The 23304-nt window shown below is 58.5% G+C and carries 26 protein-coding genes and 5 pseudogenes; 13 read left to right on the top strand and 18 right to left on the bottom strand.

Annotation, left to right across the window (positions count from 1 at the left end):
* Positions 1 to 175 (top strand): annotated as a pseudogene (locus tag ACH196_RS35265) (IS5/IS1182 family transposase); the annotation flags it as partial.
* Here ACH196_RS35265 and ACH196_RS35260 read toward each other — a convergent pair.
* The 5 genes from ACH196_RS35260 to ACH196_RS35240 form a co-directional block, all read right to left on the bottom strand.
* A complete protein-coding gene (locus ACH196_RS35260; RefSeq protein ID WP_396651494.1) occupies positions 152 to 418 on the bottom strand; it encodes a hypothetical protein in 267 nt (88 codons plus the stop codon). The pseudogene ACH196_RS35265 and the gene ACH196_RS35260 overlap by 24 nt on opposite strands.
* Positions 419 to 663: 245 nt before the next feature.
* Positions 664 to 861, bottom strand: a complete 198-nt coding sequence (locus ACH196_RS35255; RefSeq protein WP_396651493.1) for a hypothetical protein — start codon at positions 859 to 861, stop codon at positions 664 to 666.
* The gene (locus tag ACH196_RS35250; RefSeq protein WP_396651492.1) at positions 858 to 1253 is read right to left on the bottom strand and encodes a hypothetical protein; all 396 of its coding nucleotides are present in this window, start codon (positions 1251 to 1253) and stop codon (positions 858 to 860) included. Before ACH196_RS35250 ends, ACH196_RS35255 begins: the two co-directional genes overlap by 4 nt.
* Entirely contained in the window at positions 1250 to 1528 is a 279-nt protein-coding gene (locus tag ACH196_RS35245; protein WP_396651491.1) for a hypothetical protein, read from the bottom strand. The genes ACH196_RS35250 and ACH196_RS35245 overlap by 4 nt, the downstream gene beginning before the upstream one ends.
* Before the next feature lie 4 nt (positions 1529 to 1532).
* Positions 1533 to 1775: a hypothetical protein gene (locus ACH196_RS35240; RefSeq protein WP_396651490.1), complete on the bottom strand. Its 243-nt coding sequence runs from the start codon at positions 1773 to 1775 to the stop codon at positions 1533 to 1535.
* Between the two features lie 447 nt (positions 1776 to 2222).
* On the opposite strand from ACH196_RS35240, the gene ACH196_RS35235 reads away from it, so the two are divergent.
* Positions 2223 to 2396, top strand: a complete 174-nt coding sequence (locus ACH196_RS35235) for a hypothetical protein (protein ID WP_396651489.1) — start codon at positions 2223 to 2225, stop codon at positions 2394 to 2396.
* Between the two features lie 350 nt (positions 2397 to 2746).
* Positions 2747 to 4603, top strand: coding sequence for a calcium-binding protein (locus ACH196_RS35230; protein ID WP_396651488.1), 1857 nt, complete (start codon positions 2747 to 2749; stop codon positions 4601 to 4603).
* Between the two features lie 356 nt (positions 4604 to 4959).
* On the opposite strand, the gene ACH196_RS35225 is transcribed toward ACH196_RS35230, so the two are convergent.
* Positions 4960 to 5184, bottom strand: coding sequence for a hypothetical protein (locus tag ACH196_RS35225; RefSeq protein WP_396651487.1), 225 nt, complete (start codon positions 5182 to 5184; stop codon positions 4960 to 4962).
* Between the two features lie 560 nt (positions 5185 to 5744).
* Between ACH196_RS35225 and ACH196_RS35220 the strand changes: the two genes are divergently transcribed.
* Positions 5745 to 5945, top strand: coding sequence for a hypothetical protein (locus tag ACH196_RS35220; RefSeq protein WP_396651486.1), 201 nt, complete (start codon positions 5745 to 5747; stop codon positions 5943 to 5945).
* A 192-nt stretch (positions 5946 to 6137) separates the two neighbouring features.
* Here ACH196_RS35220 and ACH196_RS35215 read toward each other — a convergent pair whose 3' ends face one another.
* Positions 6138 to 6887, bottom strand: coding sequence for an ATP-dependent DNA ligase (locus ACH196_RS35215; RefSeq protein WP_396651485.1), 750 nt, complete (start codon positions 6885 to 6887; stop codon positions 6138 to 6140).
* A 52-nt stretch (positions 6888 to 6939) separates the two neighbouring features.
* On the opposite strand from ACH196_RS35215, the gene ACH196_RS35210 reads away from it, so the two are divergent.
* Both ACH196_RS35210 and ACH196_RS35205 read left to right on the top strand, forming a co-directional pair.
* Positions 6940 to 7185 (top strand): DUF6894 family protein, encoded by a 246-nt coding sequence (locus ACH196_RS35210; RefSeq protein ID WP_396651484.1) that lies wholly within the window; start codon positions 6940 to 6942, stop codon positions 7183 to 7185.
* A 66-nt stretch (positions 7186 to 7251) separates the two neighbouring features.
* Positions 7252 to 8310 carry a PAS domain S-box protein gene (locus ACH196_RS35205; RefSeq protein WP_396651483.1) on the top strand — a complete coding sequence of 353 codons (1059 nt, stop codon included), beginning with the start codon at positions 7252 to 7254 and terminating at the stop codon, positions 8308 to 8310.
* Between the two features lie 556 nt (positions 8311 to 8866).
* On the opposite strand, the gene ACH196_RS35200 is transcribed toward ACH196_RS35205, so the two are convergent.
* On the bottom strand, positions 8867 to 9031 hold the full coding sequence (locus tag ACH196_RS35200) for a hypothetical protein (RefSeq protein WP_396651482.1): 165 nt from the start codon (positions 9029 to 9031) through the stop codon (positions 8867 to 8869).
* A gap of 886 nt (positions 9032 to 9917) precedes the next feature.
* Here ACH196_RS35200 and ACH196_RS35195 point away from each other — a divergent pair.
* Positions 9918 to 10289: a hypothetical protein gene (locus ACH196_RS35195; RefSeq protein WP_396651481.1), complete on the top strand. Its 372-nt coding sequence runs from the start codon at positions 9918 to 9920 to the stop codon at positions 10287 to 10289.
* Between the two features lie 295 nt (positions 10290 to 10584).
* Positions 10585 to 10884 (top strand): PRC-barrel domain containing protein, encoded by a 300-nt coding sequence (locus ACH196_RS35190; protein WP_396651480.1) that lies wholly within the window; start codon positions 10585 to 10587, stop codon positions 10882 to 10884.
* Between the two features lie 133 nt (positions 10885 to 11017).
* Here ACH196_RS35190 and ACH196_RS35185 read toward each other — a convergent pair.
* From ACH196_RS35185 to ACH196_RS35170, 4 genes and pseudogenes are all read right to left on the bottom strand, one after another.
* Positions 11018 to 11601: pseudogene (locus ACH196_RS35185) on the bottom strand (SDR family oxidoreductase); the annotation flags it as partial.
* 753 nt (positions 11602 to 12354) lie between these two features.
* The gene (locus ACH196_RS35180; RefSeq protein WP_396651495.1) at positions 12355 to 13206 is read right to left on the bottom strand and encodes a hypothetical protein; all 852 of its coding nucleotides are present in this window, start codon (positions 13204 to 13206) and stop codon (positions 12355 to 12357) included.
* Positions 13207 to 14118, bottom strand: a pseudogene (locus ACH196_RS35175) (calcium-binding protein); the annotation flags it as partial.
* Positions 14119 to 14241: 123 nt separating this feature from the next.
* Positions 14242 to 14703: a toxin-activating lysine-acyltransferase gene (locus tag ACH196_RS35170; RefSeq protein WP_349008621.1), complete on the bottom strand. Its 462-nt coding sequence runs from the start codon at positions 14701 to 14703 to the stop codon at positions 14242 to 14244.
* A gap of 479 nt (positions 14704 to 15182) precedes the next feature.
* Between ACH196_RS35170 and ACH196_RS35165 the strand changes: the two genes are divergently transcribed.
* Entirely contained in the window at positions 15183 to 16472 is a 1290-nt protein-coding gene (locus tag ACH196_RS35165) for a calcium-binding protein (protein ID WP_396651479.1), read from the top strand.
* A gap of 40 nt (positions 16473 to 16512) precedes the next feature.
* On the opposite strand, the pseudogene ACH196_RS35160 reads toward ACH196_RS35165, so the two are convergent.
* The 4 genes and pseudogenes from ACH196_RS35160 to ACH196_RS35145 all read right to left on the bottom strand — a co-directional run.
* A pseudogene (locus ACH196_RS35160) lies at positions 16513 to 16784 on the bottom strand (MucR family transcriptional regulator); the annotation flags it as partial.
* 805 nt (positions 16785 to 17589) lie between these two features.
* Positions 17590 to 18501, bottom strand: coding sequence for a hypothetical protein (locus tag ACH196_RS35155; RefSeq protein ID WP_396651478.1), 912 nt, complete (start codon positions 18499 to 18501; stop codon positions 17590 to 17592).
* Positions 18498 to 18893, bottom strand: a complete 396-nt coding sequence (locus ACH196_RS35150; protein WP_396651477.1) for a phage holin family protein — start codon at positions 18891 to 18893, stop codon at positions 18498 to 18500. The genes ACH196_RS35155 and ACH196_RS35150 overlap by 4 nt, the downstream gene beginning before the upstream one ends.
* Positions 18890 to 19483 (bottom strand): hypothetical protein, encoded by a 594-nt coding sequence (locus tag ACH196_RS35145; protein WP_396651476.1) that lies wholly within the window; start codon positions 19481 to 19483, stop codon positions 18890 to 18892. Before ACH196_RS35145 ends, ACH196_RS35150 begins: the two co-directional genes overlap by 4 nt.
* A 930-nt stretch (positions 19484 to 20413) precedes the next feature.
* Between ACH196_RS35145 and ACH196_RS35140 the strand changes: the two genes are divergently transcribed.
* The 4 genes from ACH196_RS35140 (at position 20414) to ACH196_RS35125 (ending at position 22958) form a co-directional block, all read left to right on the top strand.
* Entirely contained in the window at positions 20414 to 20719 is a 306-nt protein-coding gene (locus tag ACH196_RS35140) for a DUF1236 domain-containing protein (protein ID WP_396651475.1), read from the top strand.
* Between the two features lie 345 nt (positions 20720 to 21064).
* Positions 21065 to 21742, top strand: a complete 678-nt coding sequence (locus ACH196_RS35135) for a thioesterase domain-containing protein (RefSeq protein ID WP_396651474.1) — start codon at positions 21065 to 21067, stop codon at positions 21740 to 21742.
* Complete coding sequence (locus tag ACH196_RS35130; RefSeq protein WP_396651473.1) at positions 21739 to 22365, top strand: BA14K family protein; 627 nt, start codon at positions 21739 to 21741, stop codon at positions 22363 to 22365. Before ACH196_RS35135 ends, ACH196_RS35130 begins: the two co-directional genes overlap by 4 nt.
* Positions 22366 to 22484: 119 nt before the next feature.
* Positions 22485 to 22958 carry a hypothetical protein gene (locus ACH196_RS35125; protein ID WP_396651472.1) on the top strand — a complete coding sequence of 158 codons (474 nt, stop codon included), beginning with the start codon at positions 22485 to 22487 and terminating at the stop codon, positions 22956 to 22958.
* Here ACH196_RS35125 and ACH196_RS35120 read toward each other — a convergent pair.
* Both ACH196_RS35120 and ACH196_RS35115 read right to left on the bottom strand, forming a co-directional pair.
* Positions 22906 to 23157, bottom strand: coding sequence for a response regulator transcription factor (locus tag ACH196_RS35120; RefSeq protein WP_396651471.1), 252 nt, complete (start codon positions 23155 to 23157; stop codon positions 22906 to 22908). The genes ACH196_RS35125 and ACH196_RS35120 overlap by 53 nt on opposite strands.
* Positions 23130 to 23304, bottom strand: a pseudogene (locus ACH196_RS35115) (IS5/IS1182 family transposase); the annotation flags it as partial. The pseudogene ACH196_RS35115 and the gene ACH196_RS35120, both read right to left, overlap by 28 nt.

Raw genomic sequence — 23304 nt, 5'->3', positions numbered from 1 at the left:
CGCGCCACACGATGCCGAGAAATACAAGTGGCGAAACCTGATCGAGCGGCTGTTCAACAAGCTCAAGAACTGGCGCCGCGTCGCCACCAGATACGACAAGACAAAGGAGTCTTACCTCGGCTTCGTCACCATCGCAGCAGTCAAGCTTTGGTTACCCTTTGTCCACGAGGCCTAGTTCCTCGACGCCGACGATATTGAGGCCGGCGTCCAGCTTGTTATAGCCAGGCCCAGTCAGGTGAATTCGGTCATATCCCGATCCACCGTCGATGAGACCAGTCTGGCCGGTCTGAATGTCAAACGTGTCGTTTCCGCCATTGCCGCGCAGGCTGTCGCCGCCGCCGCCAGGACCCTGGAAGAAGTCGGTGCCGTTGCCGGCGCTGATCGTGTTGTCTTTATCGTCGAGGGCGTAGGTTGTCATGTGGATGTCCTAACATTTCCTGGATTTGTCAGATGTGGATCAGGCAGGAGTTATTTCTGTCTACAGCCGGTATCGCCATTGTGTCACCGGGTATCTGCGGGTGTTTCCAAAATTCGAACCGACTTCTTCACGGGCATCGATTTGGAGCCCTGTGCAGGCAGTGTGTACCCTCTCACATCTCGAACTCATAAGGAAGCCCGGCCACGTTTCCGCAGGCCGGGCTCACATTCAACGGTTGGGGAAAGTCAGTGCAGCGGCACACTTTTCCGCACCACGCTCTCGTCATCGACAGGCGCCCGCACGCTGCCTCCGATCGCCTGGAGCAGCACGCGGTTGTTGTGGTCCAGCACCTCGTTGGCCTGCCGCACGCCCCGCCTGTCGCCGAGCACGAAGCCGAACGCGAAGGCAATGACAATGCCGGCGGCGAACGCGAGATAGGTCACGCTCTGACCTGTTTGCGTCGGGCGGCAGCCGCCTCGTTGGCGAGAGTTGCCGCCAGCGCCGCGACACCTTCGGGGAACTCGCCACCTTCCACAGCCGCTGAGAGAAGCACCATATTTCGATCTTCTCGCTCCGATGCATCGGACGGATTTCTTCCTCGCATTTCGTCTGGGATGCGCCAGCGCTGCTTGTGAAGCCAAACCCAAATTTCATCCAGCGACACGCCGACAGCGGTCAGGTCGGACAAAAGCTCGTCAGGCCTTGCCTTTGTGCAGGGGTCTTCATCGACGATCCGCTGCAAGGGTAGCGAAATCTCATGAAGCTGCCGCCAGAGGGTGCCAAGGTCCATGATATCCAGCCTAGACAGGTCGAGATCGGGAAGGGCTACGCTCATGACGCCGCCTCCTTTCCAGCCAAGCGCTCGACGTGCTCCAGAAAGCCCGTGAGACACGCAACATCCCAATCCCAGTCTTGGCGAGGCTCCTCCAGCTTGGGAAACGGAAGGCAATCGAAGCGGCAGGCACGGGCATGCACTCTCAATCCGACAAGCGTTGACGGTGGTATTGCGCGGATAAGCTTAGCCAGTTCGTCAAGGCTGGTCAGTTTCTCATTGTTGGCTTCGATGGCGTCTTCATATGCCTCGCCTTCCGGCGTGCGCCATGCATCCATGAAATCAGCGAACTTGCCGCTTCTGGCGAAAATCCTGCCATTTTTCGCCCATCGCGTGCATCTGACGCCAGTTGGGCTTCCACGCCTCGTATTGACGATCGAACTCGGCACCAAGCCGAACAAGCTCAGCATCCGGGTCAAGCGGAGCGTTGATGCAGACTGCGGCGGCGGGTGTTGCCACAGCCACGGCGAGCGCGGGGGTGCTGGAGAGCATTGCGCGCCGGGTTAGTTGTCCTCCGATATCCATTGTCTTTCGTCCTGGGTTCGAACCGGCTTTCTACGGCCGGCCCCGTGTCGCCAGGTTGGCGAGACGGGCAACTCGGTGGCGGACCGATAGCCGGGGGGTAGAAACCTGCCAGGACGACAGGCCGGCGCTTTTTAAGGGTTGCCCCTCTGGACAGCAGCGACGCCCCCGGCCATATACTGCCGGTCGGAGCCGCGCCGCCAAGCGCGTCCGTTCGTAGCCGAAATGGCTACGTTTCAACCGCCCTCTCCCCGGCAAGGGAAAGGCACCTCGGCAAAGGTGGCTGCGGTCTGGTCCTAGTCCGGGTTTCTACGCCCACGGACATGCTGTTCCTGTTCGCACGAAACGTCAAGACTCCCCCTTCCGGGGAACCGGTTTTGCGTCGCGTCTGCGTCGCGCTTGCTGTACTGTTTTGGTATGGGCGAGCGGCGTGTTCCGACGAAATCACAGATGGATGAGTGGGGCCGCCGCATGGAAAAGCTCCGGGCTGACCTCAAGCCGCGTCCCGAAAAGATATCAGGTGACGAGCGGACGGCCCTGCAAAGAGAAGCGTCGGAACTGCGGCTCATTGCAGACACGTTCTTTGACGAAGTCGAAGAAATTGGAACACGCAGGCGCACTTAAGGGCGCGCCGGCGTCGAGTTCATTCCCGAGAACGGCGGTGGGGCTGGTGTCAGGCTGCGGAAGTAGGCATCCCGCTGCTAGTTCCCTTGAAAGGTCAAGCATCCGCTTCTCAGGGAAAGACTGAGTGCCCGGGGACGGTGCGGGTGTTGGGCGGCACTCTCGCGCGCACTTGCCCGGCTGCACGCCGCTCGGTCACCGTGGAGCGACGATCATTCGCCCTTTGTTAGGCATAATGTTCATGGGCCGGAGATAAAGCCAGAAGTTTGCCGCACACGTATTTGGCCATTGCCAATGCGGTGATACAACCACCCCGAGCGTGCTTTGCATGCGTTCAGGACTAGGGGAATGCCATGGCCACTTTCACCGGGAGCAATAGCGCCGAAATCATTCCAGATCTCATCATCGGTCCGATCCAGGCTATTGGCAACGATTTCGTCGATGCACTCGGCGGCGACGACGTCGCAGTCGGCTATTCTGGGGATGATGTGATTCGTGGCGGCGCAGGTGCGGACGTTGTCATCGGCGGCATGCTCAACGCCGCCGGTATAATCACCCCATCGGGCATCAATGCGGCTGATTACACCACCTCCGTCGACGGCGTCCTTATCGACCTGTCAGTGTTGGTCAGCCTCACCTTGCCGATACTGGGCATCAATATCCAACTCACCAATGCCTCGCAGGGTTTTGGTGGTGATGCCCAAGGCGACTGGCTCACTGACATTACCAATCTAATTGGCTCGAACACCGGCGGAGACAACCTCACGGGCAACTCGGGCGCCAACACGATCAACGGCCAGGGGGGCGATGATGTCCTCGACGGCAACGGCGGCAACGATATTCTGCTCGGTGGTGCCGCAAACGACCGGCTGATCGGTGGCGATGGTGCCGACGCATTGCAGGGTGGTGCTGGTTTAGCGGACACGGCTGACTATTCAGCCTCCGCCGCACCTGTGAGCGTCAATCTCAGCACCGGGATCGGCAGCGGCGGCGACGCCCAAGGCGACACGCTGAGCGGCATCGAGCGCCTGATCGGGTCGTCGGGCAACGATACTCTCATCGGATCATCTTTCACTGACGACACCTTAATCGGTGGCGCGGGAGCCGATGCCCTCACGGGGAGTGGCGGCGTCGACACAGCCGACTATTCCAGTTCGGGCGCAGCCGTGAGCGTCAACCTCGGCGCCGGCACCGGCGCGGGTGGGGATGCCCAAGGCGACACGCTGAGCGACATCAGCAGCGCGATCGGCTCGACCTTCGACGACGTGCTAACCGGGATCGGAACCAGCGCCGGTATGCTCGACGGCGGCGCCGGCAACGACTTCCTGACCGGCGCGGCGACGCTGAACGGGGCGGCCGGTAACGATAGCTTTCTCGCCAGCGCTTGGGCCGAGACGGTGAACGGAGGAGCTGACAATGACACGGTGAGTTATGCCGCATCGAGCGCTGGCGTCACGGTCGATCTCCTGCTTTCGGGACCGCAGGTATCCTCCGGAGATGCCAGCGGTGACACGCTGACTGGCATCGAAAACCTGACTGGATCGCTGTTCAGCGATACGCTTATCGGCGACGAGGGTGGCAATTTCCTGAACGACGGTGGCGTGGGCGGCGCCGACATCCTGATCGGACATGGCGGCAATGACGGCTATGCTGTCTACAATTCCGGCGACGTAGTGGTCGAGACGATCGGCGAAGGTGTAGACCGTGTCTGCGTGGGTGTTGACTATATCCTGGGAGCCGGCGTCTTCGTAGAGCACCTCAACACCACCTCGCTTCATGCGCTCTACGCTGTAAATCTAACCGGAAACGAATTCGTCCAACTCGTTCGCGGCAATGACGGCGCTAACGTCCTCGACGGAGCAGGCGGAAACGATGTGCTGTTCGGTATGGGTGGTTCAGACTATTTCCGCTTTTCGACTGCGCTGGGCGCGGACAACATCGACCGCATCATGGATTTCAGTGTAGCGGACGACCAGATCGAGTTAGACGACGCAATCTTTTCCGCGCTGGCGATTGGCGCGCTGGACGCGTCGGCATTCAAGGACACGGCTTTGGGTCCAAAGGACGCCGACGATCGGATCATCTACAACTCCGACACTGGAGCACTCTGCTACGATGCCGATGGCTCCGGTACAGCGTTCGGTAACGTTCGCTTCGCCACGATCACCGGCTCACCCGTACTTACGGCGGCAGACTTCGTGGTGGTTTGACCGGTAGGCCGGAGCAGGTTGGGGTCCGCAATGAGAATTAGCGGTTAGGGTGCAGCCGGGGGGCGCATTCGAAGTACTGGCCTCCTCTGCCGAGCCTGAAAGGCTTTCTGCCGACACAGCGATTGAGCAATAGCGCCGGGTCATCCTTTGCGCGGCTACCACACTGCCGCACACGGCGCAGCCTATTTCCTACCGCACAGCCCCCTGTCGGGCCGCCCGACGCTGGTTCCGTCGCTTTGCAGCCTTCTTGCGCGTGATTGCCTGGCAAGCCTCCGAGCAATGCCGCGCCCAGGGATGGCCAGCGAAAGCGGTGTTACACGCCATGCAGAGCATTGTTCCTTCAACCACGTCGCTCGTCAGCCTCCCTTCGTTTTGCGCTTGTGCTTCTTTATCGAGCGTAGGGCTGCCTCGAAAACGCTGTCAACTTCCTCGTCGATATCGTCTTCCGTCATGCCTGCGACCTCAGCGTCGAGAAGCAAGCGATCAGCAAGTTCGCTGGCGAGAACGCTATCCGGTTCGGCACCGATTGGAATATGCTCGGATAGCCAGTCATTCAGAAATCTTCGTCCTCGTTTGCTCATGAATTCCTCCGCAGATCGCCACAACGAACGGTTGGCCGAAACGGTTCAAAGCCCACCAGTGGTGTTGCGCCTCAAATGGCGTGAGACATGGCCCGGCGAGGGGCATAGGGATTTCAGCGCCTTCGATCGCCGGATGAAAGGCGAAGTCGTGGGGCGCATCTACGAGATGCACCAATCGCCGATGACGGGGAAATGGTTCTGCGGGCTATCAGCGCATGGCTCTGGCATCACTCGGCCAGGCAATGATCGCGGACACGAATTGTCGCCACGTGCGGCAGCGGCGAAAAGTCGAGGCGGCATGGTTTCAGTCGATCGGCGACCTGCTAGAGGAAGCGCCGAACGGCTGCGTTGGATTTCGCTGACGAGGGCACGATGGATGACCCCCGAATGATTGTCGCTCTGGCGACCGCCGGCATTGTGGTAGCCGTGGTGATAGGATTGGCCGCCGCCTTTGAGCCAACCGGTCATGCGCTTCCATTTTGGTGATGGATACTCCCGCGAAAGACTTTGCACAGTCCTTCTCATGAGCGCAGTATGATGCGGCTTGGGGAGGCGAGGTTATGGGCGGGAAGAACATCAAGGCCGCGATCGGTCTGGAATTTTACGAGGCCGCACGCAAGCTGGGAGCGAAGTCGGACTTGTTGTCGATCATCGGCAGCTACGGCGACACGCTCCAGGATGAAGAAGTTCTGGAGGCGCTTCGCGACTGGAACGCAGCCTATTCCGACCTCACTCCTCCCGAAATTGAGGATCGTCAGTAATAAGCTTACCTTCGCGGAAACTCTGCACCGTGGCGTGGCGCAGCTTGTCCTCGCCCTTCAGGACCTTCACGCGCGCGACGAGTCCGGGCTTTACCCATTCGGCCTTTGCCGGCGTGAGACCCTTTGGCGCCTGTCCGCCGGTCTTTGCCTGGACGCGATCCCAAAGCCGTTGCCGGATGCCTTGCGGGAGCGTCACAAAGCCGACGTATTTGCCCGCGCGGTCATCATCGCCATAGCTGGCTTGCCGCGATCCCGCTGCACGCCGACGATGGTGAAATCGCCTTCATCGTAGCACTTCACCTTGAGCCATGATGTGACCCGGCCGCTTTCATAGGGCGAGCCGACGCGCTTGGAGACCATGCCTTCCAAGCCTTGCCCGTCGATCGCGCGATAGACCTGTTCGGCAGTTCCCTCTATCGCCTCGCTGAGTTGAATCCGTCCGCCCGTGTTGCTGTCTTCGATGAGGTCGGCGAGAGGTGCGCGCCGCTCCTCGACCGGCATCCGGCGCAGATCATGGCCGCTGAGATAGAGCAGATCAAACGCAATGAAGACTAGCTTTCCCGGTTCGCGATCGATGGCGCTTTTCAGAGCTTTAAAGTTCGGCGGGCCGAGTAGATCGAAGACGATGATCTCGCCGTCAATTATGGCGTCGACCGCATCGATGTCGGCGGCTGCCGTGACCAGCGGCGCATACTTCGCCGACCAGTCAAACCCATTCCGCGTGAAAATGCGCGCCCTGTCGAATTCCTTAACGAGTTGGGACCGGTAGCCGTCGAATTTGACTTCCCGAATCCAATCGGCACCCTCGGGGGAATCATCGACGAGGGTCGGAAGCATGGGCTCGATGAACGCGAGCCTGTCCCCGGTACTCTTTGGCACGGAAGGGAGTCTAGGCGCCGGACCCCAAGCGGCAACGGGAACGAAAAAGTGATTCAGGAACAAAGTTTTAGAGCGCAAGTTGGGTGGCTAAGGAACAAGCTCGGGAGGACTGCCCATGGCACGATACTACTTCGATGTGTTTGACGGCGATCACGTCACACTGGATGAGGTAGGGATCGACCTTCCGGGCACCGAGGAGGTTGAAAAACATGCAGTTGAGGCTCTGCCGGAGATAGCTTCAGACGAGTTGCCCAACGGCCCGCAGCGCGACTTCTGGGTGAGGGCCCACAACGGCGACGGCGACCACTTCTTCGCCGCCGACCTGAAATTCAGAGCGGACTGGCTGAAGCGCCGGGGTTGAGCCGTTCGACCTTCCAGCGTTTCAAATGATATTTACGGCGTCGAACTCAGTCGGTGAAGGTCGCGGATGGCTAAGATCATAAGCATAAGCGCGCTGGAACAGGCGGACGTGAATTCCCGGCTTGCGGCAATCGTCGATTCTTCATTTGACGCGATCGTCAGCAAGGATCTCAACAGCGTCATCCAGACATGGAACCTGGCCGCTGAACGCCTGTTTGGTTACACCGCCGAGGAGGCGATAGGGCAATCAATCCTCATTTTGATACCTGAGCATCTTCAAAGCGAAGAGACCGACATCATTACCCGCGTTCGGCGGGGCGAGCGAGTTTCCAGTTATGAGACAGTTCGACGGCGCAAAGACGGTAAGCTCGTCAACGTGTCTCTTACCGTTTCGCCTATAACCAACTCTGTTGGGGAAATCGTTGGCGCCTCAAAAATCGCCAGGGACATCACCACCGCTAAGGAAAGCGAGCGGCGCATTCGTCTTCTAATGCGGGAGGTCAACCATCGCGTCAAAAATCAATTCGCGGTGATCCTGGCGATCATTCGCGAGACAATCAAACATTCCATCAGTCCGAGCGAATTCGAAGGTCGCGTAAGCGAGCGCATCATGGCCTTATCGCGCTCGCACGATCTTTTGGTGACAGCGGAATGGTCGGGGTCCAGCCTTTTCGATGTGATCCAGGAACATCTCAAGCCTTTCGGGCATGAGAACCAAATTTTGCTATCCGGGCCTTTGCTGGCCCTTCTGCCCAATGCCGTCCAGAGCATTGGCATGGCCTTGCACGAGCTTGGCACCAACTCCGCCAAATACGGCGCGCTTGCCAGCGATGTCGGCCGTGTCGCCGTAAATTGGGAGGTAAAAACCAACGTAGCTGGCCGTCGCGAATTCTTTTTGAATTGGGACGAGACCTCGATCCCCCATGGGAACGGCAAATCGGACGACCGGGAAGGGTTTGGAACGACTGTGCTGAAGCGTGTGGCGCCACAAGGATTGAGTGGGAGTGCCATTCTTGATCGCTCCCCTGGTCAACTGCGCTGGTCGCTCGTCGCACCATTTGAACACGTCGTCGTGTCGACCGTTGCCGAAGACGAGGCCGAGGCGCGGAAAGGTCCGGCTGAGTAACTTCGGATCGGGGGGCGGGGTCAGCTCCTCCTGCGGGGATCGGAAAGCCGAATGAGTTCGTCCCGATCCCTTACGCCGTTCTTATAGGCAAGGATGAGAGCCTGGGCGGCTTCATCGGCCTCGCTGCTCTTATCGAGCCGCGATGCAACGAGGATTGCATCGAAACAGTCCTGAAGGTTGTTCAAGTCCCACGGACTGAACCCCTCAACCACTCTTCGGTTTCGCATGTGGCCCTCATGCCGGAGCGTTCCGGCCCAGGCACGAAGTCTATTCCCGGGTAACAGGTCCGTCAAATAGTAAGCCCGCCAACCTGACAGGGGGGACGGGCTTGGCAGATCTAGCTGGGCATCAGAAAGTGGCTGCGATGGAGGACAATGATCCGGCCGCAGTGGCGTTCCTCGCAGACGCAAAATGGCCCGCTGGCCAGCGTGCGGGGGGCTTGAAGTTGGCCAGCGGGCTGCGTTGCGTGAGGCGGAACAAATTAAAAAACCGCCCTCAAATACTCAATCATGATAGTAAAGGAACCGTTAGGGCCACCGACTACCAAAGTTGACCTTCAAGGTCTCGATTTCCGAAGCATGTCTCCGGACTCGATATATGCCATTTCCAGAAGATGTGAAAGAAAACCAAATCGCTCTGCATCGGTGATTTCCTTCATCTCGCGTAGCAAACCATGCAGGTCGCGAAGCTTTTCGGTTTTTGACCTCTGATCTGGCGCCATGATATTCCTCCGAGCGGCCCACTCAAAGGTCTAATCAGAAGCTCTGTACGGCAGTAGGGGTACTTTGGATTAAACGATCCGCGCGGGTAAGCGATCATTGCGAAAAAAGAAAAGCCCGCCGGATTCGCCCGGCGGGCAGGAGTGCCGTCACGTAAGGGATGCATCGGCAAAACACTAACACCGAGAGGGTGAGCGGTCATCGTTTTTCGCACAAGGCCAAAATGCAAAAAAACCCCGCCAGCCGCAGCCATCGGGCCGATCTTTTGCCAAAATCGCGGACGTGCTCAATCGGCAGGCTTCGGCCTGATCCACCTCGCGAGCAATTTGCAGACGCCGATCAGGAAGGCTGCAGCGTGTGGCGACGTCATTGGGGCATGGCGAGCCTTCTCATCTTGATGGAGTAGCCCCGGAATCAATAGATTTGTTTCGAACCCGGTTCCCTGCGCCTAGCAGCGTGCTCATCGAACTACGCTAAGCACGCCGGGCGAAAACCAAGCAAAATCAAGGGGCGAAAACCTGGTGTCGGATTTGGCAAGTCCCCAGCTTTGGAGAATGTGCCCCTGTAGAGAACGAAAACGGCGGTTGGAACGCTCAAAGCCCGCACAAGGTTTTGCTTAAAAAGCCCGGAAATGCTGGGCTTTTGAGGGCCATTGAAAAATCACAGAGAATGTTTTGCCGATTGGCGATGGTAGAGGGAAGGGAACTGAAATCCAACATTCTCTAGGTTTGAGCGTCAGACCATAGCGAAACCCGCAGGGGGCAGCACCAGCGATCACGGAGGTGGCGAAGCGGTCATTGCCGACCGTCTGCATTATAGCTGAGGGCGCCAGTTTCGGTTTTGTAGATGATGCGGTCGCTAGCGTCCTTCGGCGCGATCGCGGTATTCTTGAACGTCGAGGCGGCCAGCGACTCGAGAGCGGCGCGCCGACGTCGCGTCATCACGGTGGACAATTTCGTCGGCGATGATGAAGTCGGCGATCCGGTCGACATTGTCGAAATTTCATGGCCCACTTTTGGGGTCCTCTACTTTGAGCGCCTCCATGACCGGCGCGAGATCGCTCTCTTCGATGGGAAGCGTTTTATTTTCGGCATCTCGCGGGCTGTTCAAGGCTTCTTCGATCGCAGTCTCGATGTTTCCGAGATCCTCCTCGCGTATATCGCGGCCGTAACCCGCAGCTTCGGCATCCTGTTCGAATTGTTGGCGAGAACAGGTAAACTCAATTCACTTTTAGCAGACAGATTCCCGACGTTCTCTTGAAGCCACGTTTCGAAAAATTCTCGCGTAGCGCTCATGCGAGTGCTCCCTTTCGTCGCGTAGATGTCAAACCGCCGAGTTGCTGTTTGTCGACGCGAGGTGGCTCCAGGCCCGTGGCTGGATGATTTTCCACGAGAGCTTCTGCGATGTACTCTTTGAGGTCACCTACCTCAGCCTCAATCTCCTCAGGTTCAATTCCTTCCGCCTTGGCGTCTGCGACGCACTGTTCGGCTGAATTCTTCTAGGCGTGGGAACGGTCGTGCGCTCGCGGGGTTGGTAGCGGAGAAGGAGAACGAAAATGGACCATACCAACCACATTCGCCTCTCGCCGGAGGAACTCACAGCCGAAGTTTTGGAAGGAGCGACGATCTACGACAGGGACGATAGCAAAATCGGATCTGTGAACCACGTCCACGGCTTAGGCACAAGCACACAAGTCGTCATCGACGTTGGCGGCTTTCTTGGTATCGGGGCGAAGCCAGTCTCGGTGTCCGCCAGCGACCTCGATTTCATGAGGGACGAAGACGGCGATGTCCATGCGGTGACAAGCTGGACCAAAGAACAGCTAAAAGAGATGCCTGAACATATGGACGAATAAGGCTCAAGCGTTTGAGACCCAACCTGACGGGCCGCCTTAGTCGGGCACGGCGGTACGGCGAACAGTGGGGTTTTCCCGACTTCTCTCACTGGCCAACGAAACGGCAGGCGAGCGCATAACCCGCCCGGCCCGCTTAGTATCCTCCGATATCGGCAACACTTCGCCAGTAATATAGCTGGAGCAGTGTGGCGACGCGAGGAAGACATAGGCCGGCGCGATCTCTTCGGGTTGAGCCGGTCGTTTCATTGGCGTCTTGGCACCGAATTTCGACACATCCTCCGCTTTCTTTTCCGATGGGTTGAGCGGAGTCCATACTGGCCCGGGGGCGACCGCATTGCGCGAATACCCTTGGCAATGAGGCTGCCCGATAGCGCGCGCGTAAAGGCGTGAATTCCGCCCTTGGTCATAGAATAGTCGACCAGTTCCTTACTCCCATCGATGCCTGTCACTGACCCGGTATTGATGATCGCCGAGCCCGGCTTCATATGTGGCAAGGCTTCTTCCGTAGAGGTTGGTCTTCAGGGTGGTATCGAAATGCTCCTCCGTCAGATCTTCGAACTCGGCCGAGTGGATCTGGAATGCAGCATTGTTGACCAGCACGTCGATGCGGCCGAATTGATCCACGGTGTCGGCGACGGCCTTGCGGCCATAGTCGCGCTCGGTGACATCGCCCGGCAGAAGGATACATTTGCGGCCCTCCTTTTCCACCGCTCCCTGGCGTCTACGCCTTTCTGGATGCGGCGCTGTTTATGGGCTTCGCTGACAGCTTGCAGTTGGTTCTCGGTCGGCATGGCATCGCTCCTCTTTGAACACGCGCAACGGTCGCAGGCGGAGAAAGGTTGACGCACGCGCTGCTTTCCTGATCGGCGCGACGGAACCGTGTCCCATGCCAATCCTGGCGTTTTCGTTCCGCATTTGCGACGCGCGTGTACTACGCAATCAAAGATAATAGTAACCCGGCCGCAGCGATGGCAGCCGGGCAGTCTGCTTAGGGATCGGCCCCCTTATGTTTCGGCTTTGGTTGCCATCCCCCGAATTTCCCCCCTGGCAACCACATGAGGCCCGCTGTGTTCCCTCAAACACGACGGGTTGGTCGTGTCGGAAACAGGCTAGGTTCTCGCCGCGCACGCAACCTTTCCGACGAGCCGGCGAACATGCTGCTATTCCGGGCCGCAGAGCGCGTCTTTGGCAAGAATTTACCTGATCGTTACTATAACAGTTGAGTATCCATCCGCGGTTTTGTAGATAGTTCCGCCTCGGCAATAGAACCCGCTGGCCACTTCGGGCTTCCTGCACCACGGCCAGCGGGCTTACCCGCATCTGACACGCGTCGCGCATGGAAAGCCTTGAGCTTAGGTGAGGCATGGTTCTCGCCGACATCGCCCGGCTTGCGCGCGCTGACGGAAGCGCCGACGCATAAAACGTTCCTTCGGGCCGCTTGCGCGGCGCCAGCCGAGCGCGAGCTTCGCCTTAGACCACCACGAAATCGGCGGCGGTCAGAGCCAGCCCCGTCGCCAGCGAGGCGAATTTCACAGCGACCGCTCCACCAAGCCCGTCCGCATCGTAAAATAGCGAACCGGTGTTGGAGTTGTATATGATCTTGTCGTCGGCATCGCGCGCGGACAGGATGTTATCCTTGAAGGCGGAAGCATCGAGCGCCCCGACGCTAAGTGCGGTGAAGATCGAACTGTCGAGTGCGATCTGATCGTCGGTGACGATGAAATCGGTGATTTTATCAGTGCTGCCGTCAAGCGCGGCCGAGAACACCACGATGTCGTTGCCGAGGCCCGTCTGGATCGTATCGTTACCGCCCTTGCCGTCGATCCGATTGTCGCCGTCGTTTCCGATGATCTGCTGGCCGAACTCGTTGCCGGTGAGGTCAATGCTGTAGATTGCGTGCATGTTGGTAGTTCGCAATGACTCGATCTCGACGCCCTGCGCAAGCACACAGTCGACGCCGGCAGCGAGCCGGTCGAAGTCACCCTGACCCTTCACCTCAATGATCACCGCGCTCGAATTGTAGACCGTATAGAAGTCATTGCCCTCTCGACCCCGAAGCGTATCGGCGCCGCCAACGCCGCCGTCATGCAGCCAGTTGTTGCCGTTGTTGCCAACGATGGTCTGTGCGAATTCGTTGCCCTTCAGGTCGATATTGCGCACCGCACCGTAGTTGGTGGTCGTTAGAAGTTCGACTTCCTGGCCGGCGCCGAGCGCGTAGTCGCCTCGCGCCGAGACCCTGTCGTAACCCTCGCCCACGGCTTCGGTCACCACGTCGCCGGCATCGTCGACATAGAAGGTATCGTCGCCGGTGCCGCCGGACATTTGGTCCGCGCCTGCGCCGCCGTCTATGACATCGTTACCCTCATCGCCGAACACATGATCGGCGAACTTGCTCGCAACGATCGTATCATGGCCGTCGAAGCCATGAATCACATTGAATTTTTGAGGATCGGAAGTGTTGTAATTGTCTCGTATTTCCACTTCGATATAGTTGTCTATGGAATTTCCGCCGTAAGTTCCAAGATTATTGTGATCTTTAATTATCAGTTTTTCGACGTTGTCGTAGAGGGAGACGGTACGCGTCTCCGTAAGGCTTTGGTAGAGCTGCGTATCGATGCCTTCGTTTTTATTCTCGAAGACTGTTATCGCGTGTCCAGCGCCCTTTCCCTCTCTGAAGACGTACGTATCGTCTCCAATGCCGCCATAACACAGGTCTTCCACCGTACCGCCTAAGAACGTGTCGTTCCCGGCTCCGCCGATGAGAGTGACTTGGCCCGGCCGGAGAAAATTTTCGCTCAAGAGATTGTCAAGGTCATTTCCCGTGGCTGTCGCGACCAATCCGTCGGTTTCCGACAGCGAGAAAATGGTCAGGTTTTCAACTGCAGGCAGGGAAGCAAGAGAGTAATTCAGAAGCGTGGTTTCGATCGAATCCGTCCCTTCGCCCGCTTCCTCGACAACGGTATCCCCCAGACTATCGACCTCGTAAATGTCGTCGCCGAGGCCGCCGATAAGCCGATCAGACCCGCCACCGCCGTTCAGGATGTCATCGCCAGCGCCGCCGTCGAGCGTGTCATCGCCGACGCCGCTTTCGATGACATCACCGCCGTCAAATGCACGAAAGATGTCGCCATCGGCATCCGTCAGGTCGGCGACCGTTCCGCCAGTAAAACCAAAGAGCGTGCCATCGGTGGCATCCGCGATTTCGCCTGCGTCAGTCCCGACAAACTCAGTCATTACCTGGTCGCCTCGCTTCTGCAGATGGCCACGCGTTCAGTTTCAATCTTATGATGTCGCGCTCAGCTTGCACAATTGCAGTTGTCGCGGGTTGGCACACCAGCTCCAAAGGACGTAGTCCAGCTAAAGGGAAAGGCCGAGCATGTTGATGCGCACGGGGCGAGTGCTGCCGTCTTCATAATAACGCTTAAAGAAAAGGGCATCTTTGTCTTGCAGAAGTCGTCGCGCCTCTTTCAACATGTATCGATGAGCCGAGGTGCTGTTTGCGGACCAGGCGTTCATGACGATGCATTCGCCCGCAAGGCAGTCGCTGGATCTTAATCCGCGGCGGCTATTCAGCCAGTCTTCCGCATTGTTGCGGCTGGTAAGGGCCCACCCCGCAAATCCTTGAACGCGATGGGTCTCGTCGACTACAAAAAAATAGTGGTCGCGATTAATAACCCCAGCCAACAGTTGCGACAACTCTCCAAAACGAATTCGCATAAATGACGGCTTCGTCATGAGATGGCTGACCGCAAGCCCCAAAGCCAGCGCTCGCCATTCAGGTCGATACAGGCTTAGGGTGGGTTGTTGTGATGCGTCCATGTCGGTTGCCGGAACTCCTCCCCACACAAGCATCACGACTTACGACGTTGGTAAATGGCCTCCAGCGAGACTAGCTTACCGTGCCCGCCTCGCTGGAAGATGCCATTCGCAATCACAGTCATATCTCCCCCCACACATACTTATATTGCCTCATGCTTATATTGCCTCATGGGATCGGCACTGCAAAGCCTGATCGATGCCGCAATGAACGGTGGTCGCTTACCGCCAGACCGTGCTCTGCGCGACCGGTTCGGACCAGACATGCCGGCTATGCACGACGATCTCGTGTTAAGCTCCGCAGATGCATGGGGCGTGAAGAAAGTAGATCAGACGCTCAGCCTGCATTCGAATGAGAAGCGCCAGACGCAGGTGCCAAGGCCGAAGCGTCGAGACCTCGCACGCAACTGGCGTACTAAGCTCTTGTCGTGAATTCACGCCGGCACGGTCATTTTCCGGGCGGGCATACACGGAGCGCGATCATGGCATGGCATTTCCCGCAAAGCGGCACGACGTCCCCCACACTGGTCGACGACGACGACGTGTTCATTGCCCAGCAGGTCTTCCTGAACGGCGTGATAAATTCGGGTGTCACCGACGGCCACGAGGTCATCGTTGCCGGAACGGTCGCGAGCTATGGTGACGCGATCGTCCTCGGCTTCTATCCCGGAGGAGGGCCAAACAGTGTCACCGTGGAGGCCACCGGCCAGGTTCGTGCATTCGAAGGAAACAGCATACGCCTCTTTGGGGACGGCCAGCAGATCGTCAATCACGGTCTCATCGCACAGGAAGCGTCGGCGATCATCGAAGCCGTGGCTGTTTCCTTCCGTTCCGACGGCCCCCTTCCGGCCACGAGTTCGAGCTTCATCAACACTGGAATCGTGAACGCCGACGGCATCGCTGTCTATCACTTCGCCTCCGAAACGCTCACCGTCAGCAATTCCGGGACGATCGCGAGCGCTCAAAACTCCTTCGTATCCAACGGACCGTCGAAAGACCTCATAACCAACACCGGCAAGATGATCGGCGACGCCTTCCTGGGTGAAGGTGATGATCTTTATGACGGCCGGCTCGGGACCATCGACGGCAACGTGCTGGGCGAAGTCGGCGTCGACAAGCTCTATGCCGGCGGCGGCAACAGTCGCCTATTCGGCGGTGACGGCAACGACACGCTTATGGGCGGCACCGGCGCTGACTATCTGAGCGGAGGCAGCGGATTGGACCGGGCGTCCTATGCCTCGGCGACCAAGGCCGTCACTGTCAGCCTCGCCAACCCGGCGATCAATTCGGGCGACGCCACGGGCGACGCCTTCAACTCGATCGAGAACCTGTCGGGGTCGAACTACAACGACAACGTCTTCGGCAACGCCGCGAACAACGCCATCAATGGCGGCGCCGGCAACGACGCCATCAAAGGCTATACCGGCAACGATACACTGACTGGCCACAAGGGAGCCGACATCTTTATCTTCAACACGGCATTGAATGCCGCGACCAATATCGACACCATCACCGACTTAAACCGCGTTGATGACACGATCCACGTCGACAACGCCCTCTTCATCGGCCTGGTGATCGGGGCGCTACCTGACAGCGCTTTTAAGGACATCGCAATATCGGCCAAGGATGCCAGCGACCGCATCCTGTATAATTCGGACACCGGCAACCTTTACTTCGACAGGGACGGCTCAGGCGGCACTTACGGAGCAATCAAGTTCGCGTCGCTCGCGGGATCGCCCACAATCACCGCAGCCGATTTCGTTGTGATCTAAGCGATAAACCCAACTGCGAAGGGCCGCCGGCGACTTTGCTTCATTTGTTGGTAGGCCCACGTTTTGGGGAGACCGAAACAGAAACACCGCCGAGGTCTGAGTCTTTTGCAAGTGCGGAGCGCCGAACCGAATAGCTCGGCGCCACCATAGGATAATCAGGCGCCAAGCCCATTTCTATCGATAGCCTTCGGGCGTCAACCCATGGCTGGTCATCAGATGACGCTTCAGCGACGCGAACTTCAGTCCCTCCTCCAGGCAGACGATATGGTCGGCGTGGATTGACCTCTTCGGGTTCACGGCTGGCGTTTGCGGCTGCTCCGGCTCGGGCGCGACAGTGTCGGATAGGGCAGCGGTGCTTCCGTTTACCGACTTACGTTCGAGAGCAACCTGCAATGCCGAGTGTAATTTCAGGTCGAAGTGCCGGCGAAGGGCGGTTTAGGTGCTGTTGAAAAAGCAGCTTGGGAGAACGTAAGGAGTGCCATAACGGAAATGGCGAACATCTTGGATCTGCGAAACGCCAAATCCTAAAGTCTCGTCTTCGCCCGCAGTCACTGCGACCTCCATTCGATCACCGGTGTGATCTCTATCTTTGCCCGATCGATACTTTCGAAGGCCTGATGACCTGAACGAGGCATCGACAATCAACCGGTGCCTTCTTGCGGCTACCGCCGCCTTCGAAGCAATCTCGCTTCACGGACAAGGGATGTCCAGTTCGGGCCGAGCAGACCTACAAGTTCGGCAGCCTGGGCCCTGATGATCCCAGTTTCTTTGGCGAGGCGAGTTGCGGTGGTAGCGCTTCGGCATGCTTTTGTTCATCGGCATCGGACGACATGAGGAAGTTCCTTGTTCCCTCGATGCCGCAACGACAAAGTCCGATCTGGGCCAATGCTCGAGCGCCAACCGTTTGGTTCATCGCTGGAATGGTTAAGGACGGACTTTGCCTGTTCGAAGAGGCCCACCAAGTTTTGGCCCGGCTGCCCTTTGCAGCCGAGCGGATCGCGGTCGCCGAGTTCAAATCATGACCAAATCGGCGGCGGCGAGCGTCGGTGAAGCCGCTAGAGCTGCGAACTTAGTCGCCCGATAAGTATCACCCCACGGTTCAATCAAGTTCCAAAGATCACGCGGGGTGAGGCGGAACGATCTTCTCACGTATCGCATCCTCGGTCTTTGCAGATGTGGATTTGACGACTTCGGTCACTTTGCCGACGAGCGATGTGTCGCCAGTTTGACTCATCCCAACCCGGTCCGCTTCGTCTTTGACAGTCTGGTAAGCGTCAGCTGCAACTTCCTTTGCTCCTTCCACTCCCTTCTCCATCAAATCTTTCGCGGCTCCGCGGACCTTATCCGAATACGCGCCGAGATTTTGATCCTCGAGTGTGGTCCGAGGCAGCATCGCACCGATGGCGGTTCCGACTGCCAAACCTAACGCCGCGATGATCAGCGGCTCATTTTCAAACAAGTCAGTTGCGGATTGGCGAGCTTTCGCTGCGATATCCCCAACACTGTTAGTCGCTCCGCCGGCGATGTCTTCAACCCATCGTTTGCCCTCCGAAAGATTGTCTCGAACTGCCTCCGATGTATCCGCCGCCGTCGATTTCGCGGATCGGGCCGCATTCGACACCATATCCCCCAATGCGCTCGCCGACTCGCTAGCGGCTGTTTTGATGCTCGCGCTCGGTCCCCCGCTGCGCGAGGCAGCGTCGCCAACGCTCGAATTGCCGAAGTCAGGTCTGGCCGCTGGCCGATTTAGACCATTGCCCTGAGACGGTGCATGCGATGTGGGTCCATTTCCCAGCATGAGCCAAGCAAGACCCGTCCCGATCAACGTAAGCGGTAAGGGATTGTCGCGCACTTGAGCCTTCAAGTTGCCGAGTGCGGTTGCCCCGTCGCCGCCTGAGAAAAGGCCGGAGAACTCGTCTATCATCTGGCCGGGCGTCATTCGATTGCGGATCGACTCCGCAGTATCGGCCACACGGGCGCGCGCCGCTTCGGCATCACGTTCCAATTCGGCAGTGGTTCTCTCGCTCATTTGAGCTGCTCCTTCACCACGCGCACATCGCGCTTCAATTGTTCTTGTGTCCGTTCCGGCGCCAAATCCTCCGGCTTCATCGTGGCAGCTCCTGAACGCAGAAGCACCACACCGACAACCGCCACAGCTATTCCAACGAGCAGTGACGACCAACCTGGTCCGAGACCGGCGTTGGCTAGCGCGATGACCAGGGCTTGCAAGAGCACCATCAGGGCAGCGAGCAGGCAAATCGCGCCACCCAACACCTCGACAGCCCCGGCGCCAATCTTGCTTAGTTTGTCGGACATTTCCGACCGAAGAAGTTTGCCCTCAGTCTGGAGTAAAGTGGTCACCTGTTGAGCCAGATCGCCGATCAGCGTCACCAGACCGCGCCCGTCCGAAGAGTCGTTCATGGACCTGTCCCCACGCTCGGATTGATCCAGTTTTCATTTGGATCGTCGCTGAGGGGAGACTCTCCGCCCTCGGCCCAGTCTGACGGCGCGTCGTCTCGACCCATGGACCCGGCCTGTGGCGATTGGGCGGGGACCGCGGAACTCTTGATGAAGCGGCCAAGCGCAAGGCCCGCGAGGACCGAGCCGGCGATAAGTGCTCCAGAATTTTCCCGTCCGAAGGTCCGAATTTCACCAAGGACTTCCTCGAACGGTTTGTCCTTGAGAGAGGAAGACAGCCGCTCTAACCCTCCTGCAGCGTCAAGAACGAATTTCGAAGCGGTTCTTTGGTCGGCATTTGCCAGATGCTCGCTTGCAGCCCGCAACGCACCCCCGAAAGCCTCCAAATTGGAGCTGACGTCGCGCTGTGTACCCTCGGCTTGCTCAAAAAGAGTGGCCTTTGCATCCTCCGCGTATTCGCCAGCCTTCCTTGTCACCTCATCTTTTGCGTCATGAAATGCCTCCGACGCCGTGCGCTTTCCTTCCCCGATTTTGGCAGTAACTTCGGCCTTCGCCGATTCGAAATCGGACTGTGATCCGGGTTGCCCTTGCATAACGCTCTCCTAGTGAAGGCCGAGGAGGGAAAGTACTGCAAGGACGACTACAACCAGTCCGATCAAATAAATCACACCGTTCATTGCCTTGCTTCCTCCGTGTTCATCACAACATTCTGTGGTCCCGCATGTTCCGCCGTTGTGAATATTTAGTTGTGACCTTGGACCGGCTCGCTCTGACGTCAACTCCAATTGGCCACCCTGCCGGATGCTGGAAATCGGGGGCTGAGGTGTCGGCGGTATGAACGTCCGGGAACAGCCCACCTAATCTTCTCGAGCACTCAGACGTTGGCGAGCCGGATAAGTTCGTCCCGATCTCTGACCCCACGCTCGAACGCGAGAATGAGTGCGGTCCCTATTTCCTCCGACCGCTCCGATCGCGATTCAAAAAAGTGCTTTGCGACGATCACGTCGAAGCATTCCTGCAAGAGCTTGACATCATCGGGTCGAAATTCCTGAGCCTCGCGGCGACTCCACATGCGCCAACCTCCAAGGTGCCCCCGTCGCCGAGAAGAGATTGAGAGAGGCCCGGCGACGGGTAACAACCCTTCGACCTGCTTCTGGCCGAAGGGTCTGTCAGCGCAGTGAGGGACGGGACCTGCGCATCTGTGAAACTTTGCACTCAACTGACGATCATCCCCAGGCTCAGGAGCGCAACGCCGGCTACAATGACCGGGTAGAAAAGCCATCGCGCCTCGCGAACGCTGGTGTTCATGAACGCCTCTTTTTAGCGTGCCGGGCCAACGCAATGCGGCGCCGCTACGTTCCCGGACGATGCGACCATGAGACCAATGAATGGGACGGTTGGGACTTTGGTCCCAACCGTAATGGGCCTGAAGGCCCACAGGGGAACATGCCTGTTTGCGCCTCGTTTTGACGCAAGCTTCGGCAAGAGAGCGAAGCGTTCTAGTCCTCACAAGGGAGATTGTTATGAAGGCTTATCTCACGAGCGCAGTCGCCGGCTTGGCACTGGCAGCATTTGCCGGTTCCGCGATGGCACAAGACGTCATCATCAAGCCGGAACAGGAAACGGTCATCCGCGAGTACGTGAAGAAGAAGCCGTTGGCTTCGATCAACCTGCCTGGCGTTGAACTCAACGTCGGGACGGCGCTGCCTGAGACCGTCGAGGTGCACAAGCTCGAAGTGCCCGATGCCAAGTACGACTATGTCGTCATCGACAACAAGACGGTTCTGGTTGACCCCGGCACACGCAAGGTCGTGCACGTGATGAACTGACCTTTTCCGCAACTCATCCAGAGCCGGGCGCGCCTCGGCTCTGGACTGGCGTCGAAAAGCTCGCGGCGCGCAGAAATGCGGAGGGCATCCGCGCCATCTAACGGTCGATCCGATGACCCCAAAACTACTTAGACATCCAAGTGCGACTGACCCGGATTTCGGCAGGAATGCGCGCGTGGCGCTTGATACCATTTTGTGGGGCGCTGTGTTCGCTGGGTTTGCGGCAGTTCTCACATGGTGTTTGTGATCGCACGCCGGGATGCAGGCCCGCTATTTTTCGCGCCCGTTGCCGGCTCGGCGCTGCTGCCGCTTCTTTTCGCTTTGTGTGTAACAGGATGCTCCACCGTGGTTGTGCAGAAAGGTGGGCTCGCCAATCCGCCTACCGAAAAGGGCAGTGTCTATCTTTTCGCCGGACTTACGCCGGCGGGCGACGACATGGCGCAAAGCGGCATGTACAGCCTGACACAATACATTCGTGCCGCCGGCGTCCGGGCCGATGTCTATAATCCGGCCGAATGGCAAAGGGCGGCCGACAATTTCCTCGCGCAGCCACGCCATACCGAGACGCAAGTAGCCGTTGCCGGCTATTCGATGGGAGGTAACGCGGCAACCAGATTTACCGAGCGTCTCCGCGCAGCCGGCGTGCCGGTCCAGACGCTTCTCGTCTTCGAAGCATACAATCCTACGCCAGTGCCCTGCAACGTGCGCCGGGCGATCGACATGTATGGTTCGGACGGGCTGTTTACCCTCTCGTCACGTTTGCAGCCCGGAAAGTCCTTCACCGGCCGGCTGGAAACCGTGGACTGGTCAAAGTTGCATAAGGACGGACGGCACGACCATCTCGGCGTGTCGAAGGAGCCGGCCGCACTGGAATACGTCAAGCACGCTCTAATCAGCGGGAGCCGGGTGCGCACGCAGCCTCCGTCTCCGAGCGAGGCCGCATGTCTGGCCGGTGCACCGAGTTCCGGGACCGAACCTGCGTCTCCTCCCCGAACCAAACATACTTCAGGGAGCACGACATGAGCATGTTTCTAACCGGGCTGAGCGGTTTCGTCGCAACGCTCGCGATTGCCGCCGGGGCCATCTACGTCACTGAAGGCAAGCATCGAGCTGAATGGAGGGGTGGCAGCGGATCCTCCTGGACCGGCGAAGCTTCCGCAGCATCAGCCCAGCCACTCAAGCGTGTAGCTGCGAAACCTTCGTTCAACCCCCCCACAGTCGTGAAACATCCAGAGGTTCCGTCTGTCGACATGATCAAAACCGGCACGCTCGCAGATCAAAAGACCGAAACTGTTCCCGAGCCTGCACCCGACCAAGCAGCAACGATGGCGCACGTACAATGGTGCTCGGAGCGCTATCGATCGTACCGGCCGGAGGACAACAGCTATAGGTCCTACAGCGGCAGCCAGCGGGAATGCGTCTCTCCCTTCACGAGTGGGTCTAGGACTCGCGAAGAGGAGGAGGTGGTGGACCATGCGGATATCGGGATAGATCGACCACATGCGCGGTACGCTGTCGAGGAAGGGACTGCGAGCTTCCTCACGCCACGGCATATTGCCTCATGCTTTGCGCGCTACCGCTCTTACAGCCCGGAAAACAATTCCTACCAGCCTTATGGAGGCGGGTCACGCCGGCAATGCGAGTAGCAGGTTCCGAGCGCGCTGCATCAATGCCGGCGTGAACTATTTGCTCGCGAACGGCGTCGGCGCGCCGAATAGACGCAAGGGAACCGAGGGCTGCTTCAAATCTTCAATGAACGAGGTAGATGATGTTCTCGCGACGACGTTTTTTTTCGAAGGCCTTTTCAACGCTGGTACTCGCTGCGGCGACCGCCTGCCCCTATGTGCTGCAACTTTCCAATGGCGGTGCCAACCTGTTGCCTGCTAGCGCCGAAGCCCAAAGCAATGGCAATGGCGGCGGCAATGGCAACGGTGGTGGGAACGGCAATGGCAACGGTGGTGGGAACGGCAATGGCAACGGTGGCGGCAACGGTGGCGGGAACGGCAATGGCAACGGTGGCGGGAACGGCAACGCCAAAGGTGGGGGTAATGCTGCTGCCGACACACCCGGCACGGACGTGTCGAATAGTACCCCCGCTAAGGCCGACATCACCCACCGCAACGGCATGCGCGAGACAATCCGCAACGGCCGCTATGTAATGCGAGACGCGCAGGGCCGCACAATCATCAACCGGACCGCGACACAAAAGGATTACCGGCGTTTTCGCTTAGCCCGCTAAGCGAGGCGGGCGCACTGGCATCAGTGTCGAGCGAATTGCGAAGAAACATTGCGGCCTGGGTGCGGTTTTTTGCGTTTAGCTTCGACAATATTCTGGACATGTGATGCTTGATTGTCTTCTCGGCGAGGTTGAGCTGCAACGCGACGGTCTTGTTGCTCAGTCCCGAGCCTACTAGGCCTCGTGGACAAAGGGTAACCAAAGCTTGACTGCTGCGATGGTGACGAAGCCGAGGTAAGACTCCTTTGTCTTGTCGTATCTGGTGGCGACGCGGCGCCAGTTCTTGAGCTTGTTGAACAGCCGCTCGATCAGGTTTCGCCACTTGTATTTCTCGGCATCGTGTGGCGCG

Source organism: Mesorhizobium sp. IMUNJ 23232 (assembly GCF_044326205.1).
GTDB lineage: Bacteria > Pseudomonadota > Alphaproteobacteria > Rhizobiales > Rhizobiaceae > Kumtagia.
The sequence above is the reverse complement of the archived record's forward strand: the minus strand, read 5'-3'. Positions and strand labels throughout refer to the sequence as shown.

Excerpts from the sequence above, each read along its gene's own strand:
- ACH196_RS35260 (WP_396651494.1), bottom strand. The coding sequence starts at position 418 with ATGACAACCTACGCCCTCGACGATAAAGACAACACGATCAGCGCCGGC.
- ACH196_RS35250 (WP_396651492.1), bottom strand. The coding sequence starts at position 1,253 with ATGAGCGTAGCCCTTCCCGATCTCGACCTGTCTAGGCTGGATATCATG.
- ACH196_RS35245 (WP_396651491.1), bottom strand. The coding sequence starts at position 1,528 with ATGGATGCATGGCGCACGCCGGAAGGCGAGGCATATGAAGACGCCATC.
- ACH196_RS35240 (WP_396651490.1), bottom strand. The coding sequence starts at position 1,775 with ATGGATATCGGAGGACAACTAACCCGGCGCGCAATGCTCTCCAGCACC.
- ACH196_RS35235 (WP_396651489.1), top strand. The coding sequence starts at position 2,223 with ATGGATGAGTGGGGCCGCCGCATGGAAAAGCTCCGGGCTGACCTCAAG.
- ACH196_RS35230 (WP_396651488.1), top strand. The coding sequence starts at position 2,747 with ATGGCCACTTTCACCGGGAGCAATAGCGCCGAAATCATTCCAGATCTC.
- ACH196_RS35225 (WP_396651487.1), bottom strand. The coding sequence starts at position 5,184 with ATGAGCAAACGAGGACGAAGATTTCTGAATGACTGGCTATCCGAGCAT.
- ACH196_RS35220 (WP_396651486.1), top strand. The coding sequence starts at position 5,745 with ATGGGCGGGAAGAACATCAAGGCCGCGATCGGTCTGGAATTTTACGAG.
- ACH196_RS35210 (WP_396651484.1), top strand. The coding sequence starts at position 6,940 with ATGGCACGATACTACTTCGATGTGTTTGACGGCGATCACGTCACACTG.
- ACH196_RS35205 (WP_396651483.1), top strand. The coding sequence starts at position 7,252 with ATGGCTAAGATCATAAGCATAAGCGCGCTGGAACAGGCGGACGTGAAT.
- ACH196_RS35200 (WP_396651482.1), bottom strand. The coding sequence starts at position 9,031 with ATGGCGCCAGATCAGAGGTCAAAAACCGAAAAGCTTCGCGACCTGCAT.
- ACH196_RS35190 (WP_396651480.1), top strand. The coding sequence starts at position 10,585 with ATGGACCATACCAACCACATTCGCCTCTCGCCGGAGGAACTCACAGCC.
- ACH196_RS35180 (WP_396651495.1), bottom strand. The coding sequence starts at position 13,206 with ATGTCCGGCGGCACCGGCGACGATACCTTCTATGTCGACGATGCCGGC.
- ACH196_RS35170 (WP_349008621.1), bottom strand. The coding sequence starts at position 14,703 with ATGGACGCATCACAACAACCCACCCTAAGCCTGTATCGACCTGAATGG.
- ACH196_RS35165 (WP_396651479.1), top strand. The coding sequence starts at position 15,183 with ATGGCATGGCATTTCCCGCAAAGCGGCACGACGTCCCCCACACTGGTC.
- ACH196_RS35155 (WP_396651478.1), bottom strand. The coding sequence starts at position 18,501 with ATGAGCGAGAGAACCACTGCCGAATTGGAACGTGATGCCGAAGCGGCG.
- ACH196_RS35150 (WP_396651477.1), bottom strand. The coding sequence starts at position 18,893 with ATGAACGACTCTTCGGACGGGCGCGGTCTGGTGACGCTGATCGGCGAT.
- ACH196_RS35145 (WP_396651476.1), bottom strand. The coding sequence starts at position 19,483 with ATGCAAGGGCAACCCGGATCACAGTCCGATTTCGAATCGGCGAAGGCC.
- ACH196_RS35140 (WP_396651475.1), top strand. The coding sequence starts at position 20,414 with ATGAAGGCTTATCTCACGAGCGCAGTCGCCGGCTTGGCACTGGCAGCA.
- ACH196_RS35130 (WP_396651473.1), top strand. The coding sequence starts at position 21,739 with ATGAGCATGTTTCTAACCGGGCTGAGCGGTTTCGTCGCAACGCTCGCG.
- ACH196_RS35125 (WP_396651472.1), top strand. The coding sequence starts at position 22,485 with ATGATGTTCTCGCGACGACGTTTTTTTTCGAAGGCCTTTTCAACGCTG.